At 71.9% G+C, this 16,120-nt stretch carries 12 protein-coding genes and 1 pseudogene; 9 read left to right on the forward strand and 4 right to left on the reverse strand.

The genetic code is table 11. From position 1 onward, the window contains the following. Positions 1–202: 202 nt before the first annotated feature. The 3 genes from K4G64_RS20350 to K4G64_RS20360 are packed head-to-tail and all read left to right on the forward strand — an operon-like array spanning position 203 to position 3,703. The gene (locus K4G64_RS20350; RefSeq protein ID WP_221757448.1) at positions 203–2,608 is read left to right on the forward strand and encodes a glycoside hydrolase domain-containing protein; all 2,406 of its coding nucleotides are present in this window, start codon (positions 203–205) and stop codon (positions 2,606–2,608) included. 11 nt (positions 2,609–2,619) lie between these two features. Continuing rightward, positions 2,620–3,075, forward strand: a complete 456-nt coding sequence (locus tag K4G64_RS20355; protein ID WP_221757449.1) for a hypothetical protein — start codon at positions 2,620–2,622, stop codon at positions 3,073–3,075. 31 nt (positions 3,076–3,106) lie between these two features. Further along, on the forward strand, positions 3,107–3,703 hold the full coding sequence (locus K4G64_RS20360; RefSeq protein WP_260460713.1) for a M15 family metallopeptidase: 597 nt from the start codon (positions 3,107–3,109) through the stop codon (positions 3,701–3,703). Here the strand turns inward: K4G64_RS20360 and K4G64_RS20365 are convergent. Continuing rightward, entirely contained in the window at positions 3,696–4,805 is a 1,110-nt protein-coding gene (locus K4G64_RS20365; RefSeq protein WP_221757451.1) for a hypothetical protein, read from the reverse strand. The genes K4G64_RS20360 and K4G64_RS20365 overlap by 8 nt on opposite strands. Positions 4,806–4,870: 65 nt before the next feature. Beyond that, positions 4,871–6,076, reverse strand: a complete 1,206-nt coding sequence (locus K4G64_RS20370; RefSeq protein WP_308122440.1) for a PP2C family protein-serine/threonine phosphatase — start codon at positions 6,074–6,076, stop codon at positions 4,871–4,873. Positions 6,077–6,197: 121 nt separating this feature from the next. Between K4G64_RS20370 and K4G64_RS20375 the strand changes: the two genes are divergently transcribed. Then, positions 6,198–6,638 carry a hypothetical protein gene (locus tag K4G64_RS20375; protein ID WP_221757453.1) on the forward strand — a complete coding sequence of 147 codons (441 nt, stop codon included), beginning with the start codon at positions 6,198–6,200 and terminating at the stop codon, positions 6,636–6,638. A 174-nt stretch (positions 6,639–6,812) separates the two neighbouring features. After that, positions 6,813–7,784: a hypothetical protein gene (locus K4G64_RS20380; RefSeq protein ID WP_308122441.1), complete on the forward strand. Its 972-nt coding sequence runs from the start codon at positions 6,813–6,815 to the stop codon at positions 7,782–7,784. Here the strand turns inward: K4G64_RS20380 and K4G64_RS20385 are convergent. Beyond that, positions 7,681–9,027, reverse strand: coding sequence for a PLP-dependent aminotransferase family protein (locus K4G64_RS20385; protein ID WP_221757454.1), 1,347 nt, complete (start codon positions 9,025–9,027; stop codon positions 7,681–7,683). The genes K4G64_RS20380 and K4G64_RS20385 overlap by 104 nt on opposite strands. Before the next feature lie 87 nt (positions 9,028–9,114). Here K4G64_RS20385 and K4G64_RS20390 point away from each other — a divergent pair, with 87 nt between their 5' ends. The 3 genes and pseudogenes from K4G64_RS20390 to K4G64_RS20400 all read left to right on the forward strand — a co-directional run bounded on the left by K4G64_RS20390 (position 9,115) and on the right by K4G64_RS20400 (position 11,963). After that, a complete protein-coding gene (locus K4G64_RS20390) occupies positions 9,115–9,924 on the forward strand; it encodes an alpha/beta fold hydrolase (RefSeq protein WP_221757455.1) in 810 nt (269 codons plus the stop codon). Between the two features lie 61 nt (positions 9,925–9,985). Beyond that, a complete protein-coding gene (locus K4G64_RS20395) occupies positions 9,986–10,987 on the forward strand; it encodes an endonuclease/exonuclease/phosphatase family protein (protein WP_221757456.1) in 1,002 nt (333 codons plus the stop codon). Then, positions 10,984–11,963 (forward strand): annotated as a pseudogene (locus K4G64_RS20400) (LysR family transcriptional regulator). The gene K4G64_RS20395 and the pseudogene K4G64_RS20400 overlap by 4 nt, the downstream one beginning before the upstream one ends. Positions 11,964–12,012: 49 nt before the next feature. Here the strand turns inward: K4G64_RS20400 and K4G64_RS20405 are convergent. Next, entirely contained in the window at positions 12,013–14,109 is a 2,097-nt protein-coding gene (locus tag K4G64_RS20405; protein WP_221757457.1) for a PhoX family phosphatase, read from the reverse strand. A 281-nt stretch (positions 14,110–14,390) separates the two neighbouring features. Here K4G64_RS20405 and K4G64_RS20410 point away from each other — a divergent pair, with 281 nt between their 5' ends. Continuing rightward, entirely contained in the window at positions 14,391–16,088 is a 1,698-nt protein-coding gene (locus K4G64_RS20410; protein ID WP_221757458.1) for a VWA domain-containing protein, read from the forward strand. The last annotated feature ends 32 nt before the right edge of the window (positions 16,089–16,120 follow it).

The raw sequence follows: 16,120 nt of genomic DNA on the forward strand, positions 1-16,120 counted from the left end.
GCCACCTGGCCGGCCCCTCGGTGCGACGTGCCGGCGCTTCATCGACACCGCGCACGCCGGCCACGCGCGGCACGGCACCTGAGCACCTCACGGCACCCGCACCCACAGCGTGCGCGTGCTCGCCAGGCAGGACGTCTCATGCCATGAGCCGGCGTCGTCTGCCTCCGCTCCCCAACCCGTCAAGCAGTCCAGGAGATCCGACATGGCCGACGAGAAAGTCCTCGAAGCGCAGAAGTGGGTCAACTCGACCTATGCGAGCGTGTCCGGTTACCAGAAGTGCCCAGAAGACGGCAAGGTCGGCTGGCCCACGATGTATTCCTTCATCATGGGGCTGCAGAAGGAACTGGGCATCAGTCCCGTCGTGGCGAACTTCGGCGACGGCACCGTTTCCAAACTCGCGGCGCTGGGCGAAATCGGAAGCGGCTGGGCAAAGAACAAGAACATCGTGAAGATCATCCGATACGGATTGTTCTGCAAGGGTTACACCGGCGGGTACTCCGACACCGGCTTCTACGACCCGGACATCGAGCTTGCCGTCAAGAAGATGCAGAGCAACATGGGCCTCTCGCAGAGCGGCAGCCTCCAGGCGAAGGTGTTCAAGGCGCTGCTCAACATGGATGCCTACGTACTCACCGCCGGCGGGTCGGAGGAGGTCCGCTCCATCCAGCAGTGGCTGAACGGTCGCTACTGGACGAGGAAGACGGTCGACATCGGCCCGGCCGACGGCCACTACTCCCGCAATGTCCAGCAGAACCTGATGAAGGCCCTCCAGCTGGAGATCGGCATCGCCGAAGCGGACGCCACCGGCAACTTCGGGGCCGGAACGCAAGCCGGCATCAAGTCCAAGGCCGGCGTCTCGGAAGGCTCTTCCGGAATCTTCGTCCAGCTGTTCTCCGCCGCGTGTGTCTTCAACCAGCCGATCGTCACGGTAAACGCAAACGGCGACACCGTTCAGACGAAGACGGTGTTCAAGACATCGTTCGACAGCAATCTGACCGACTTCGTCACCACCTTCCAGCGGTTCTCCGAAATATCCGCCAATGGCCGTGGCGACTACGCGACATGGGCGCAACTCCTTGTATCGATGGGAGACCCGGACCGACCGGTCACCGCCTCCGACACCGCCTACACGATCACGGCGTCACGCGCCAAGAGAATGCACAGCGACGGATACCGCTATGTCGGCAGGTACCTCAACGAAGCATCCGCCGGCGGCGGTTCGAAGATGCTTGAAGAAGGTGAAATCTCCAACATCTTCAATGGCGGACTTCGGATATTCCCGATCTTCCAGGACAACGGCAGGTCCCTGTCCGAGTACTACTGGGGGAATGGGTACACCCATGCGAAGAAGGCCCACGACCAGGCCGTGCACTTCGGTTTCAACCGAGGGACGATCATCTACTTCGCCGTCGACTACGACGCCACCGACGCCGATATGCCGGCCATCCTCGAGTACTTCCGAGGCGTCGCGTCCGGGCTCGGGAGCAAGGGGAAGCGGTACGTGCACGGCGTGTACGGCTCTCGACACGTATGCGCCGAGGTCACAAAAGAGACCTACGCCCGCTACTCGTTCGTGTCCGGCATGTCCTGGGGCTTCTCAGGCAACCTCGGCTATCCCCTGCCGGCGAACTGGTCCTTCAACCAGATCAAGGAATACCAGGTCACCAACGGAACAGACACCTTCTGGCTCGACCGAGACGCTCACCGCATCGGTAGCGACCCCGGCCAGAGCAGCGTCAACAGACCGTCGTCTCCCGCGGATGAGTTCGTCAACTACATCAAGTCCCTCTATGACTTGGCCAAGGCATACGGCAAGGGCAACCCGAACCAGCTCGTCATGGAGTACCTCCGTAGCGACGCGTACGACGACAACCAGTGGCGGGCTCTGATCGGGAAAGTGGATGCGGGCTTCGTCTCCTATGTGAACAGCCGCAACCTGAGTATCTGGCCGGAGTTCAAGGATCCGTTCACCGGTCAGCACCTCGGGATCGAACACCTCATGGCCACGGCGAACGGCCAGTTCGTCAAACCCAACCCGGCGGGGGACATCAGTCTCGGTGACGTCGCCGGCTGGGGCGGCGACCTGATGACCCTGTACGGCGAATGGCGACGGGACCACGACACCTACGCCTCCGGTGCCACCTACATCAACGACAAGATGGGCAAGATCGGCGTCGCGTCCAGCTTCGGCTTCACCGACCTCGTCGAAGACGCCGACGGATACCTCATCGCCCAGGCCGTGCGTGGCGGTAAGACCATCGTCGACGCGGTCCGTGATCACTACCAGGGCAACGGTGGTCTCACCCGGTTCAGGGACTATCTGAAGCGACGGTTCGGCGGCACCATCACCGAGGCAGCCGCTCAGGCGAAGAAGATCCTCACGGACGAGCCCGCCAGCGGGGACGGGGTCATTCTGGTGGGCGGCCGCGCGAGCCTGATCCAGAAATTCGGCGGCATACCCACCCTGATGCCGCACCACCTTCCTTCCGACCAGCTCAACGCGTGGTGCAACGCGTTCGGCAACAACCTCGCTCAGCACGCCTCCACGGAAACACTCCGGCGAGCGCAGTACCAGGCGAACCAGCGGCGTCTCCTTGGAGCGAAGTAGCGTCAGCACGCATGACACTCTTCGCGCTCTTCGGCCCGCCCGCGATCACGCTCCTCCTCTTCGTCCTCGGAGTGTTTCCGTACGCGCTGTGGGTGACCAGGAAGAAGCCCTCGCGGACGGCCCGTCTGGCCGCGGTCGGGAGCGCGGCCGCTCTCGCCGCCTACGGTGCCGGAACCTTCTACGGTCTCGCCTACACAAACCCACTCGACCTCTGTGCGACGAAGACCGCCAGTGGCGACTACGTGGACTCCGGGCGGGACTACAGCCTGACGTCGGCGACCGTCCACCATTTCCCCCCATCCGTCACCTGCCATTGGAGCAGCGGATACAGCACCAATGATGTGTCGTTCTGGGTCACACCTCTGCTTTTCGCGGGGCTGGCCTGCGCCACCGTCTGTTTCACCCTGATATTCATCAACCGCTCTCAGCGCAGAAGGGCCCCCCATGACAACGAGCTTGACGCGTAGACGGGTTCTCGGCCTCGGGGCCGGAGCAGCGATGGCCGTCGCGGCCGCCGGCCCGGCACAGGCCGCCCCTGCCGTCGGCGACCGTGCCTGGACCAAGCGCGAATCGGCAAACGGCTGGCCCATCCTCGATCACGCCGGGAAGTACCGGGTCGAAGGCACCGACGTCGACGTCTCCCTGGCGGGGGGAGACGTCGCGACAGTTCTTCTCCACGTTGCCCGCCGGTTCGCCTATGAAGTCGACATGCTTTTGCCCGGTGACCTCCAAGGGCACACGACGGAGCGTGAGATCGGCTCGGCATTCGAGTCGAACCACCTGTCGGGCACGGCCATCGCGATCCGGCCCCTGCACTACCCGCTGGGAGCCGATGTCAAGAACACCGGCATGAGCGAAGCCGAGCAGATCGTCGTCACAGACATCCTCGCGGACTGTGAGGGCGTCGTTGCCTGGGGCGGGCATCTGCGGCCGGTGAAGCAGTCCCACTTCCAGCTCGCCGTCGGTCCTGAAGATCCTCGGCTCAGGAAGCTTGCCGACCGCATCCAGGGATGGAACAGCGCACCGGGCAGGGGCGCGGGAGCGATCGACGCCTTCGCGCCGGCGAGGCGCCGCCGGGCAGCTCGATTCACGTAGGCCGGGTGAACGCCGCCCCGTCCGGGATGCGTGTTCCGGTACCGGCGGGCGTCTGCAACTGCCTCAGCTGGCGCTGCACATGGTCCAGTGCTCCTTCGCGCCGTCCGGGCACCCGTCCGCGCAACGCGGCGAGCTCTGCGCCCAGTTCGCGGGCGGGGGCGGTGTCGTGCACCTGGCCCCACTGGTGGTGGGCCCGGTCCACGGCGGACTCGACGGCGGGGGCGTCCGGTGCCTGCCCGGCGTTCAGACGGGCGGTGGCGATCATCAGCCAGGTGCGGCAGCTGCGGGCGGCGTCCCCGGCGAACATCGCCAGGTCGGCCCGTACCTCGGCCCAGTGCAGGGCCTCTTCGGACGCGGGCCCGTGCGCGGTGACGGCGGCCTGCTCGTGCCGGGCGGCGAGCGCGTCGGCGTCCGCGTGCCGGCCGGACTGGACGGCGGCGGAGATGGCGGCGTGCGGGTCGCCGCCCGTCGGGCCGGGAGTGCTCAGCACCAGGTCCGTGCCCGCGCTCTCGGGCGCGATCCGGGTCATCGCCTGCTGGTGCAACTGCTCGACGGGCGGCCGGAATCCGCTGCGCAGGATCGTCGCGACGGCCTTCATGTACGCCGGGGCCGCGACCGTACGCCGGGACGGCGGGGGCGCGATGCGGCCGTGAACGGCGTTGCCGCGCCCCGAGTCCAGCGGGGTGCTCCGCAGAAGCTCCCAGGTCTCGGCGTCCGCGTGCAGGTCGAGCAGGAGGGTCGTGGCGCCGGCCGGTCTGAGCCGCAGCTCCTCCCGGAACCAGTGCCAGGGGAACGCCGTGTAGCGGGCGGTGGAGGCGGTGGTGCGGGCGAGCGCCAGGTGGGGCAGGCGCTGCCGGCGGTCGAGCTGGAGCTGCCCGGTGACGTACACGGTGAGGGGCCCGGGGGCCGTGGCGGCGGCGCGCAGCCGGGTGAGGACAGCCTGCGGCTCCAGCGGGTCGGCGAGTTCGACGACGTTCGCGGTGTCGGTGCCGGACAGCACCGCGGGCGGTACGGCGGCGAGGACGGGGAGCACCGAGGCGGCGTCCACCAGGCGCCCCCTGCCCACCGGCGAGGCCGCCAGCAGCAGCACGGTTCCGGGCATGGCCCCACCCCCTGTGTCGATCACGTACGTCAGCACCGTAACCGCTGCGGCTGCGAAGGTGGGTCTCAGGACCGCAAACGTCCGCCTTCGGGGGCTTCGCCCACGGATCTCCTGCGGACGGCGAACACCGTGGTGTCGTCGCCCAGGCGCCCGCCGACGTGCCGCAGGGTGCCGTCCCGTACGAAGGCGGCGAGGCGGGCCGGTTCGGCGGTGCCGGGGTCCTCGGCGACGGCCCGGCTCACCTCGTGGGCCAGCGGATAGAACGCGTCGGTGCCGTCCCGGGCCTCGGTCACACCGTCCGTCACCAGCAGCAGCGTCTCGTCGGCGGCGACCCGCCACCGCCGGGTCCGGGGCGGCCCGGGCGCGAGGTCCCGGCAGCCGAGCGGCAGCCCGGCCCCGGCCGACAGGGTGCGCACCCCGCCCGGCCCGACGGCGAGCGGTGGTTCGTGCCCGAACAGCAGGACGTCCACCGCCTCCCGCTCGTCGTCGGGGAAGGAGAGCAGGACGGCCGTGGCGAACCGGTCGCCGTCGGAGCGGCCCAGGGCGACGGTGTGCCCGCGGTGCCGGATCATCCGCGTCTCCAGCCGCTCGGCGACCGTCGCGAGCTCCGTCTCGTGGTACGCGGCCTCACGGAAGGTGCCGAGCAGCGCGGCCGCCGCCTCCACCGCCCCCAGGCCCTTGCCCTGCACGTCGCCGACCAGCACCCGGGTGCCGTGCGGGCCGGGCTGGATGTCGTAGAAGTCGCCGCCGACGCGGGCGTGGGCGTCGGCGGTGAGGTACACACCGGCGTGGTCGAGGCCGCCCCAGCCGGGCGGCAGCGGGCGCAGCACGGTACGGCGGACGGTGTCGGCGACGTCGCTCATGTGCAGCGCGCGGTTCTCGTCGCGCACGCGGATCGCGCAGGCCAGGGTGGCGAGGATGCCGCCGAGGGCGACGAGGACGAAGTCGGCGCGGCCGGCCCGGTATTCGTGCGGCCAGGTGCTGTCGGCGACGACGTACGTGAACAGGGAGAGGACCGCGAAGAGGGCCGTGCCCCACACCCCGCAGATCGACGCGGCGAGGGCGGGCACCAGCACGATCCAGGAGATCATGCGGAACTCGCCGATGGTGTGGTAGTCGGCCACGACGATGGCGACGAGCAGCAGCAGCGGCGGCACCCAGGCCACGCTGCGGCCCCGCACCCGCAGCAGCTCCTGCCGCCGCACGACGTCGTTGCGCCCGGCCCGCGCGTGCCGGACGAGCGGACCGTGCCCCTCGCGGTGGCGGCTCACGGCCCCAGCGAAACACGGGCCCGCACCGGCCGCATCCCATTCCCCCCGTACATCCGACTTGCCAGGGGCTGCCCGCAGGTGTGCCCTGGTTCCAGGGGCAGGGACAGAGAGGAGAGCTGTCATGGCTCATGCGGCACCCGCCTCACGCAGGATGATCACGCCACGTCGCCGGCCCGATGTCTTCGGAGCGCGGACGCACATCGCCGTAAAGGTCGGCCTGCCCATCGTGCTCGGGCTCACCTACGGCTACTGGGCCGCGGCCATCCGGCGCGACGCCGGGCCCATCACGGGCTGGAACCTGCTGTTCGGCTTCGTCACGGCGGTCGTGTTCGCCGCGCTGTTCGCCGCCGTGTGCGCGGTGGCGCCGCTGCTGCGCCGCGAACTGCACGCGGTGTGCTGGTTCGTCTTCGCGGGCGGTGCGACCGGCTTCCTGTACAGCCAGTCCGGTGCGTCCGTGCTCAGCTCCAGCGGCCTGGGGCTCGCGGTGGGGGCGGGCGTCCTCGCGATGGTGTTCTACCGCTACTACACGCACGAGGACGCCGCGGGCCGGCGCATCGGCTGAGGCCGGGGCGCCGGCTGAACCCGGAACGGACCGGGGCACCCGTTCGGGGGAGCCCGGCACCGGAGCCGGGCGACGCCGCTTCTCGCAGGTGGAGTGCCGTGCGGGGTGGCGGACGGGCCGGCGGAGGGCGTCGCACCGCTCGCGGGCCGGGCGCGGGGCCCGTTGCCTGGAAGGGTGTCCGAGCGAGACCGGGCGCCGCGTCCCGAGCAGGCGCCCCCACGAGCGCGGAACGTCCTGTCGGCCGTTCTGCTCACCCTCGCGTGCCTGCTCGTGCCGTTCGCGGCGCTCGCGTCCTGGGCGGCCCACGGGCTCACCGACACCGGCCGCTACGTGCGGACGATGGCGCCGCTCGCCGCCGACCCGGACGTGCGGCGCGCGGTCGCGGAGGCCATGGGCGACGGTGTCATGCGGGAGGCCGGGCGGCGCGAGGCCGTCACCGGGCCGCTGCGCGGGGCGGTCGGGCCCTTCGTGCACGACGCGGCCCGTTCCTTCACCCGCACCGAGGCCTACCGTGTGGCCTGGGACGCGGCGAACCGGGCCGTGCACGACGCGGTGCTGCGCGCCGTGCGCGACGACGGCGCCCGCGGAGCCCCGGTCACCGTCGACGCCGCTCCCGTCATCGCCCGGGTCAAGCAGCAATTCTCCGACGACCACGTGCCGTTCGCCCATCGCATCCCGGTCACGCACACGCGGATCCCGGTGCTCCCGGCCGACGACGCGGACCGACTGCGCAAGGGGTACCACGTGCTGGACACCGCCGCCTTCTGGCTGCCGCTCGCCGCCGCCGTCCTCGCTCTCGCCGCGATCGCCGTCGCCGCGTGCCGCCGCCGCGCGGTCACCGCCCTCGGGCTGGGCACGGCCCTGGGCGGGGTGCTGCTGGTCCTCGCCGTGGCGATCGGCCGCCGCCTCACCCTCGCCGACCTGCCCGACGCCCTGCACCGCCCGGCCGCGGGCGCCGTCTACGACGCCCTCACCGCCACCCTGCGCACGGTGTCCTGGCTGCTGTGCCTGCTGGGCCTGGCGGTGGCGGCCGGCGCCTGGGTCACGGGCCGGTACGGTCCCCGGCTCGCCGCGCGGCGACATGCGCGAGGGTCCGCAGTGCCCGTCGCAGATCCGGTTCCGGAGCCGACGCGAGCCCGAGCCTGACGGCGTCGGGCGTGTGCCCGGGGGCGACGGCGAAGGCGGGGCCGGGTGTGACGGCGATGCCGTGGGCCGCGGCGGCGGCCGTGAAGGTGTCCGCGCGCCACGGCTCGGGCAGGTCCCACCAGGCGAAGTAGGCACCCGGGTCGGACCGCACGGTGAAGCCCGCCAGTTCCTCGGCGAGGATCCGCTGCCGCCGTGCCGCGTCGGCCCGCTTGGCCGCCACCAGCCGCGCCACCGTCCCCTCCCCGGCCCAGCGCACGGCCGCCTCCAGCGCGAACCGCCCCGCGCTCCAGCCGCCCGACCGCACGGCCCGGGCCACGGCGTCGACCCGGTGCGGCGGCACGACGAGGAACCCCGCGGTGAGCCCCGGGGCGACCCGCTTGGAGAGCCCGTCGACGACGTGGGTGAGGGCCGGGGCGTGCGCGGCGAGCGGATCACCGGACTCCCGGAGGAAGGACCAGATGCGGTCCTCCACCACCGGCAGGTTCAGGTCGTGGACCAGCTGGGCGAGTTGCAGCAGCCGCGGCCGGGGTGTCGTCAGGGACGTGGGGTTGTGCAGGGTCGGCTGCACGTAGAGGGCGGACAGCGGCGCCGAGCGGTGCGCGGCCGCCACGGCCTCCGGGAGCAGCCCGGACGCGTCCTGGGCCAGCGGCACCAGCGTGATGCCGAGCCGCGCCGCGATCTCCTTGACCAGTGGATACGTCAGCTGCTCCACCCCGACCCGGCCGCCCGGCCGGACCAGCGAGGCCAGCACGGCGGCGATGGCCTGCCGGGCGTTGCCCGTGAACAGCAGCCGCTCCGGGGCGGGGCGCCAGCCCGGGCCGGCGAGCAGCGTGGCCGCGGCCTCCCGGGCGGCCTCGGTGCCGGTCGCGGCGGCCGGTAACAGTGCCTCGGCCAGCACGTCGGGGCGCAGCAGGGGCGCGAGGACGGGGGCGAGCAGCTCCGGCTGGCCGGGCGCGGAGGGGTAGTTGAGCTCCAGGTTGACGGGCGTGGCGGCCGGGCCGGGCTCGATGAGCGCCTGCCCCGCCGGGCCGTCCGGTGCGGCCCGTACGAAGGTGCCGCGCCCGACCTCCCCGACGACCAGCCCGCGCCGCACGAGTTCGCCGTACACCCGCCCGGCCGTCGAGGGGGCGATGCCCCGCCGCCGTGCGAACGCCCGCTGCGGCGGCAGCCGTTGGCCCGGCCGCAGCCGGCCGGTGGCGATGTCGTCGGCGATGCGGTCGGCGATGCGCCGGTAGTCACTCATCGGCCGGTCTCCCCCTTGGACCCCTGGATTGCACCGAGAGCAAAGATCTTATTGCACCGAGTAGTTGGGCGGCCTAGGGTCGACGTCATGGCACCCTTCCTCGCATATGAGGACAAAGGCCCCGACACGCATCGGGTACCCCTGGTCCTCGTCCACGGCCACCCCTTCGACCGCACGATGTGGGCCCCGCAGCTCGACAGGTTCCCGGGTACCCGCCGTGTCGTCGCCCCCGACCTGCGCGGCTACGGCGCCTCCCCCACGACCCCGGCCGTCGCGGACTTCTCCGGATTCGCCCGGGACATCGAGGCCCTTCTGGACGAGCTGAAGGTGGAGTCGTTCGTCCTGGCGGGCCTGTCCATGGGCGGCCAGATCGTCATGGACTGCTACCGCCTCTTCCCCGAGCGCGTCCGCGGCCTGGTCCTCGCGGACACCTTCCCGGCGGCCGAGACCCCCGAGGGCGTGCGCACCCGCGACGCCATGGCGGACCGCCTCCTCGCCGAGGGCATGCGCGGCTACGCCGACGAGGTCCTGGAGCGGATGGTCGCCCCGTACGCGTCCGCCCAGGTCAAGGCGCACGTGCACGGCATGATGACGGCCACCGCCCCCGAGGGTGCCGCCGCGGCCCTGCGCGCCCGGGCCCGCCGCCCCGACTACACCGCCCTGCTGCCGCGCGTCTGCGTCCCGGCCCTGGTCGTCGTGGGCGCCGACGACACCTTCACGCCCGTCTCCGACGCCCTGGCCCTGCACGCGGCCCTCCCGGACGCGGAGCTGCACATCGTCGACGGCGCGGCCCACATGCCCAACCTGGAACGCCCGGAGGTGTTCGACGCCGCGCTGGAGGAGTTCCTGGCCCGGGTCGACGCCCGGCAACCTTCCCCCGCCCCACCCCGTCTCTGAGGAAGGATTCGCCCGTGAGGGAGGATTCGGGCATCCCATCCCGCGAACGGAAGGCCGGGCCTTGGACACCGCCGCTGCCGAGTGGACCGCCAGGGACGACGGGCGCGAGCACCGCCCTCCCGGACGGCGGTCCGCCGCCTGGTGTGCCGGCCTGCTGTTCGCCGGGGTGAGCGTGGTCGTCGGCTTCCGGGCCGCCGACAGCGACGGCATCACCCCCGTCCCCCAGTTCCTCGCCTTCCTCCCCTGGCTGCTCGTCCCCACCGCCGTGGCCCTGCTGCTCACGCTGCTGTCGCGCTGGTGGCTGGGGACGGTGTGGGGCGTGGTCCTGCTCGGCCTGCTGGCCTGGTTCATCGAGCCGTACGGCACGGTCGGCGACCCCTCGGGCCGGCCGGTCGCCGAACTGCGCGTGCTGACCTCCAACGTCGAGTTCGGCCAGGGCACCGCCTCCCTCGTCACCGCCGTCCGCCGCGAGAAACCGGACGTGGTCTTCGTGGAGGAGTGCGACTACGCGTGCGACGCGCTGCTGAAGCGGGACCTCTCCCCGGACTATCCGCACCGCCGGGCCGTGGAGGGCGGCGGCTCCGAGGGCTCCGTCATCCTCAGCCGCTTCCCGCTCCGGCCCACCGAGGGCGTGCCCGGCACGATGGGCATGCCCGGGGCGGTCGCCGACGTCGACGGGCACGCCGTACGGCTGCAACTCGCCCACCCCATGCCCCCGCTGCCCGGCCGGGTGGACCTCTGGCGCCGGGAGCTCGGCGCGCTGCGCGACGCGGCCCGCACCGACCCGGGCACCCCCCTGGTCCTGGCCGGCGACTTCAACGCCTCCCAGGACCACGCCGCCTTCCGCCGCATCCTCGACACCGGCCTGCGCGACGCCTCCCGCCTGGACGGCGCCGATCGCACGGCCACCTGGCCGGCCCGGACGGCACCCACACTCGGCGTGCAGATCGACCACGTGCTGGTGTCCGAGGACTTCGGGGCGAGCCGCACCCGCATCCTGGACCTGGCCGGCACCGACCACCGCGCGGTCGTCACGGACCTCACGCTGCACGAGGGACGCTGACCCGGACCGGGTGCGCGCAGACGGATACGGCCGCCCCGCGCAGCAGCGGGACAGCCGTATCCGCGTGCGGCAGTCTGCACCGTGCCGCCCGGCAACTGGGCTTCGCCCAGCCCTCGCTGAGCACACAACTGCGCCGCGTCGAGCAGGAGCTGGGCGGACCGCTCTTCCTGCGCTCCCACACCGGCTGCCGCCCCACCCCGCTCGGCCGCCTGGTCCTCAGCCGCGCCCGCCCGCTGACGGCCGACCTGCACCTGCTGGTCACCGAGGCGAGGGCGGCGGCGTCCGGCGGCGCCGAGCTCCGCGTCGGCTCGACCGCGAGCAAGGCCCTGGCGGGCTGGCTGCGCCGGCTGCGGGCCCATGGCCAGAACCCCAGCCTCCACATGAACGTCTCGCCCAACGCCCTGCTCCGCATGGTCGCCGACGGCCAGCTCGACGTCGCCTTCGTCCACGACGTGGAGGGCTGCCCGCTGCGCATCCCCGTGGAGCTCCGGCTGCGCGTCCTGGTGGAGCGCGAACCGCAGTGCGTGTCCCTGCACGTCGACCATCCGGCGGCCGTGAAGCAGGAGGTCGACCTCGCCGACCTGGCCGGCGACCGCTGGATGATCGACCCCACCGTCGACGGCGAGTGGGACGCCGTCCAGCGGATGTTCCGCGCCGCCCGCCTCAGCCCGCACGTCCTGCACGGCGACTACCACACGGCCGACGCCCTGGTCGCGACCGGCGAGGTGGTCACCGTCTGCCAGCCGACCCGCACCCCCGCCCCGACCTGGCGGTACGCCGCATCAAGGGCGACCCGCTCGGCGTACGGCTGCTCGCCGCGGCCCGCACGGAGACCGACCTCGACGGCGTCTACCCCGCGCTGGAGGAGGCGTACGGGGAGGTGGCCCGGCAGGCACCGGCCTACCCGGAGTGGCCGGCGCGGGAACGGCCGGCACCCGGAGGCCCTCTCAGACCCCCGAGCCCAGCCCTTCCGTGAACGGCTGCTGCCGGACGGCTGCCGCCCCGGACGGCTGCTGCCAGGTGCCTCAGACGCCGATGTTCCGCCCGTCGGCACGCCACACGGCCACGACCGCCGGGCGGACGTATGTGCCGGGGCCGTCGGGCCAGGCGCTGGCCGGCTTCTCCACGGACGCACCGTCGATCTCGCCCGGGTGCTGCACGGCGACGAGAACGCGCCGGTCCTGGATGATCGGGCCGCAGGTCTCGGCCCCCTTCGGCACGGTCAGGAACTGCTTGAGCTCGCCGCGCCGCTCACCCCGGGTCGCCACGCCGAACAGCCCGTCGTGCGAGCCGAGCTGGGCGCCGTCGGTGGAGATCCACAGGTTGCCGTGGGGGTCGAAGGCCACGTTGTCCGGGCAGGAGATCTGACTGACGGCGTCCTTCGGGAACCCGGCGAAGTAGGTCGCGGGGTCGTCCGGGTCACCGGCGACCAGGAACAGCGACCAGGCGAAGCGGGTGCTCTCGGGCCGGTTCCACCGCTCGGTGAGCTCCAGCACGTGCCCGTGCTTGTTGGCGTTGCGCGGGTTGGCCTCGTCCGCCTTGGCGTTGGAGCCGACGCCCCGGTTGGTGTTGTTGGTCAGCGCGACGTAGACCTTGCCGGTCACCGGGTTGGGCTCGATGTCCTCGGGCCGGTCCATCTTGGTGGCGCCCACCTTGTCACCGGCGAGCCGCGTGAAGACGAACACCTCCTCGGCGCTCATCCCCTCCACGTGCGAGACGGCACCGTCGGCGGTGGCGGTGGCCAGCGGGATCCACTCGCCGCTCCCGTCGAACTCGCCGTCCTTCGGCAGCTTGCCCGTGCCGTCGATCTCCAGGGCGGGGGAGTCACCGGTGAGCTTGGCGACGTACAGCGTGCCCTCGTCGAGCAGGGAGAGGTTGTGCTCACGCACGGCACGGGAGGATCCGCGCTTCATCCGCTTGCTGCCGACGAACTTGTAGAAGTAGTCGAACCGCTCGTCGTCACCGGAGTACACGACCGGCCGCCCGTCGTGCGTGAGCCGCACGGTGGCCGCCTCGTGCTTGAACCGCCCGAGAGCGGTGTGCTTGCGGGGCGTGGACTCGGGGTCGTACGGATCGAATTCCACCACGTACCCGAACCGGTGCACCTCGTTCGGCTCCTGGGCGACGTCGAACCGCTTGTCGAACCTCTCCCACTTGCGCTCGGTCGCCCCGGTGCCGATCCCGTAGCGCTTGTCGGTCGCCCGGCCGCTGTTGGCGAAGTACTGGTTGAAGTTCTCCTCGCCGTGCAGGGTCGTGCCCCACGGGGTGACACCGCCGGAGCAGTTGTTGAGGGTGCCGAGCACCTTGGTGCCGGTCGGGTCGGCGGAGGTCTTCACGAGGTCGGACCCGGCGACGGGCCCGGTGAGCCGGAAGGCGGTGGTGGCGGTGACCCGCCGGTTGAGCTGGTGCCGGGAGACGGCGGTGAGCTTGCCGCTCCTGCGGTCCTCCTCCACCACCACGGCGGACAGCCCGTGCGCGGCCCAGGCGACCTCGACCTGCTCACGGGTCGGGTTGGCGGCGTCGTAGCCGCGGAACATCAGGATCTCGTCGGTGTACTCGTGATTGGCGACGAGCAGCTGCCGCCCGCGCTCACCCGGCAGCGGAAGCAGGGCGAGGAAGTCGCAGTTGTAGCCGAACTGCGCGGCCTGGGCCTTCGCGGTCTGCTTCTCCGGGTCGAACGCGGGCGCCCCGCGCAGGATGGGCTCGCCCCAGCGGATGACGACGTTCTGCCGGTACCCCTCCGGCACGGTCACGGCGTCGGCGGTGTTCGGCGCGACGGGCGCGAAGCGCAGACCGCGCGCGCCGTTGTGCTTGCGCCGGGCGGCCTCGGAGGCGGCAGCGGCGGACGGGGCGCCGCCGGCCGGGGCGGCGGCGGCCCGCGGAGCCTGTACGACCCCGGTGGCACCCGCCCCCGCGGCGGCCACGGTCACCACGGCCGCGGCCCGCATCATCGACCGGCGGCCGATCGCACCGGCGATCACATCACCGACGTACTCGTTGGAGCTGGTGTTGGGCACCTCGTGGAAGCAGGCGTCACCACACCGGAAACGACAGGTCATGGCGGACCGGCCGCCGGGGTGCGAACCGGACGGTGTTCCGATCAACGGCAGCAGCTTGCGCACTTGTACTCTCCCCATGGACGCCCTTGGTGTCAGCGTGACCGTAGGGGCGCATTTGTGCGAGAGCCGGGCGCCCTGGTGAACAACGGTTGAACCCGCGGGTGACGTACGGGGGTTGTGGCGATTCAGCCCGGCGACACCTACACGGGCCGGATGTCCCTCTTGACAAGGTGGACCTGGCACAACAGACCCTGCCCAAGATCACACAGGAGGGCCGCTAACCTTACGTGTCCGTCCTGGCCAGGGATTGACGGGCTTCAACTCACGCGAAGGGTTGCGCGCACATGGGCATTCTCACTCGGTTGCGGAACGCGTTCGGACGACCCCGCAAGTCACAAACCGCCGAGCCGGAGGGTGCGGCGCAGACCACGCCGGCCGAACCGACGATCTCCGAGACCACTCCGACAGCACCTGCGGCGACCCCCAAGGTCCCGTCCCCCTCCCCGGAACCCGCTCCGGGCCCGACCGCGACCGTCCCCGAACCTCGCGACGACGAACACGACCTCGTGTCGGCGGCCTTCGACAAGGTCGCGGGCCCACGCCCCGCCGACTCGACGGAGAGCGCCCCGACGCCGGCCGCCGAGGCCCCGAGGGCCGAAGAGACCCCGGACGCCGCCGCCCAGCCGACGACCGCGGAGACCCCGTCCGTCACGGACAAGGCGACGAAGTCGACTTCGGCCGCCGAGAAGCCGACGGAGGCCGAGCCGGAGAGGCCCGCGGCTGCGGAGGAGCCGACGGAGGCCGAGACCGAGCCGCCTACGGCGGCCGAGAAGCCGACGGAGACAGAGCCGGAGACGCCTGCGGCTGCTGCTGCGGCTGTGGCTGCGGAGGAGCCGACGGCAGCAGAGGCGGAGGCACCTGCGGTCGCCGAGAAGCCGGCGGCGGCAAAGCCGGAGACGCCCGCGGCCGCCGAGAAGCCGACGCCGGCGGACGAGGCCACGGCGGAGAAGCCGGCGCCGGTGGAGGAGCCGTCCGAGGAGGACAAGCCGACCCCGGCCGCCGAGCCGGCTCCTGCGGACGAGGCCACGGCACCGACGGACACGAAGGCCGAGACGGAGCCCGAGCCCGACGCCGCCCCCGAGGCCGCGGCCGCCGACGGCGACCCGGCCCCACAGGGGCCACCCGCAGCCGACGACGAAAACAGCACGGGCGGTGCCGACGGGAACAAGACCGCCGAAGGCGAAGCCGAGGCGACCAACCCCACAGCCGACACAAAGCCGAAGCGCAAGACCACGCCGAAGACCGAGTCCAAGACCGAGTCCAAGGCCAACGCCAAGGCCAAGCCCGCCACCGAGCCGAAGAGCGACACGGACGGCCCCGCCCTCCCCCTCACCCGCGTGAAGACCCGCGCCCCGGGCCTCACCACCGCCTACAAGGCCGCCGCCACCACCCTCGATTCCCACAACCTCACCGGCACCCGCGCCAAGGTCTACCTCGTCCTCGACCGCTCCGCCTCCATGCGCCCGTACTACAAGGACGGCTCCGCCCAGGCCCTCGCCGAGCAGACCCTCGCCCTCGCCGCCCACCTCGACCCCGAGGCCACCGTCCCGGTCGTCTTCTTCTCCACCGAACTCGACGGCACCGGCGAGATCACCCTCACCGACCACGAGAACAAGATCGACGAGCTGCACGCCGGCCTCGGCCGCATGGGCCGCACCAGCTACCACGCAGCCGTGGAAGCCGTCCTCGCCCACCACGACAAGACCGCGGCGGACCCCACCACCCCCGCCCTCGTCGTCTTCCAGACCGACGGCGCCCCGGACGCGAAGACCCCGGCCACCCAGGCCCTCACCGACGCCGCCAAGACCCACCCCACCGTCTTCTTCTCCTTCGTCGCCTTCGGAGACCCGGCGAACAAGGCCTTCGACTACCTCCGCAAGCTCAAGACCCCCAACACGTCCCACTTCCTCGCCGGCGAAACCCCCCGCGAGCTCACGGACAAGGAGCTCTACGAGGGCGTCCTGGCGAACTGGCGCCCGTAAGCCCTCCGGCCCAACCGGCACCACCCACCCGC

The sequence above is a fragment of the Streptomyces sp. WAC04114 genome (genome assembly GCF_019733245.1).
Classification (GTDB): domain Bacteria; phylum Actinomycetota; class Actinomycetes; order Streptomycetales; family Streptomycetaceae; genus Streptomyces; species Streptomyces massasporeus_A.

Excerpts from the sequence above, each read along its gene's own strand:
- K4G64_RS20350 (WP_221757448.1), top strand. The coding sequence starts at position 203 with ATGGCCGACGAGAAAGTCCTCGAAGCGCAGAAGTGGGTCAACTCGACC.
- K4G64_RS20355 (WP_221757449.1), top strand. The coding sequence starts at position 2,620 with ATGACACTCTTCGCGCTCTTCGGCCCGCCCGCGATCACGCTCCTCCTC.
- K4G64_RS20360 (WP_260460713.1), top strand. The coding sequence starts at position 3,107 with ATGGCCGTCGCGGCCGCCGGCCCGGCACAGGCCGCCCCTGCCGTCGGC.
- K4G64_RS20365 (WP_221757451.1), bottom strand. The coding sequence starts at position 4,805 with ATGCCCGGAACCGTGCTGCTGCTGGCGGCCTCGCCGGTGGGCAGGGGG.
- K4G64_RS20375 (WP_221757453.1), top strand. The coding sequence starts at position 6,198 with ATGGCTCATGCGGCACCCGCCTCACGCAGGATGATCACGCCACGTCGC.
- K4G64_RS20385 (WP_221757454.1), bottom strand. The coding sequence starts at position 9,027 with ATGAGTGACTACCGGCGCATCGCCGACCGCATCGCCGACGACATCGCC.
- K4G64_RS20390 (WP_221757455.1), top strand. The coding sequence starts at position 9,115 with ATGGCACCCTTCCTCGCATATGAGGACAAAGGCCCCGACACGCATCGG.
- K4G64_RS20410 (WP_221757458.1), top strand. The coding sequence starts at position 14,391 with ATGGGCATTCTCACTCGGTTGCGGAACGCGTTCGGACGACCCCGCAAG.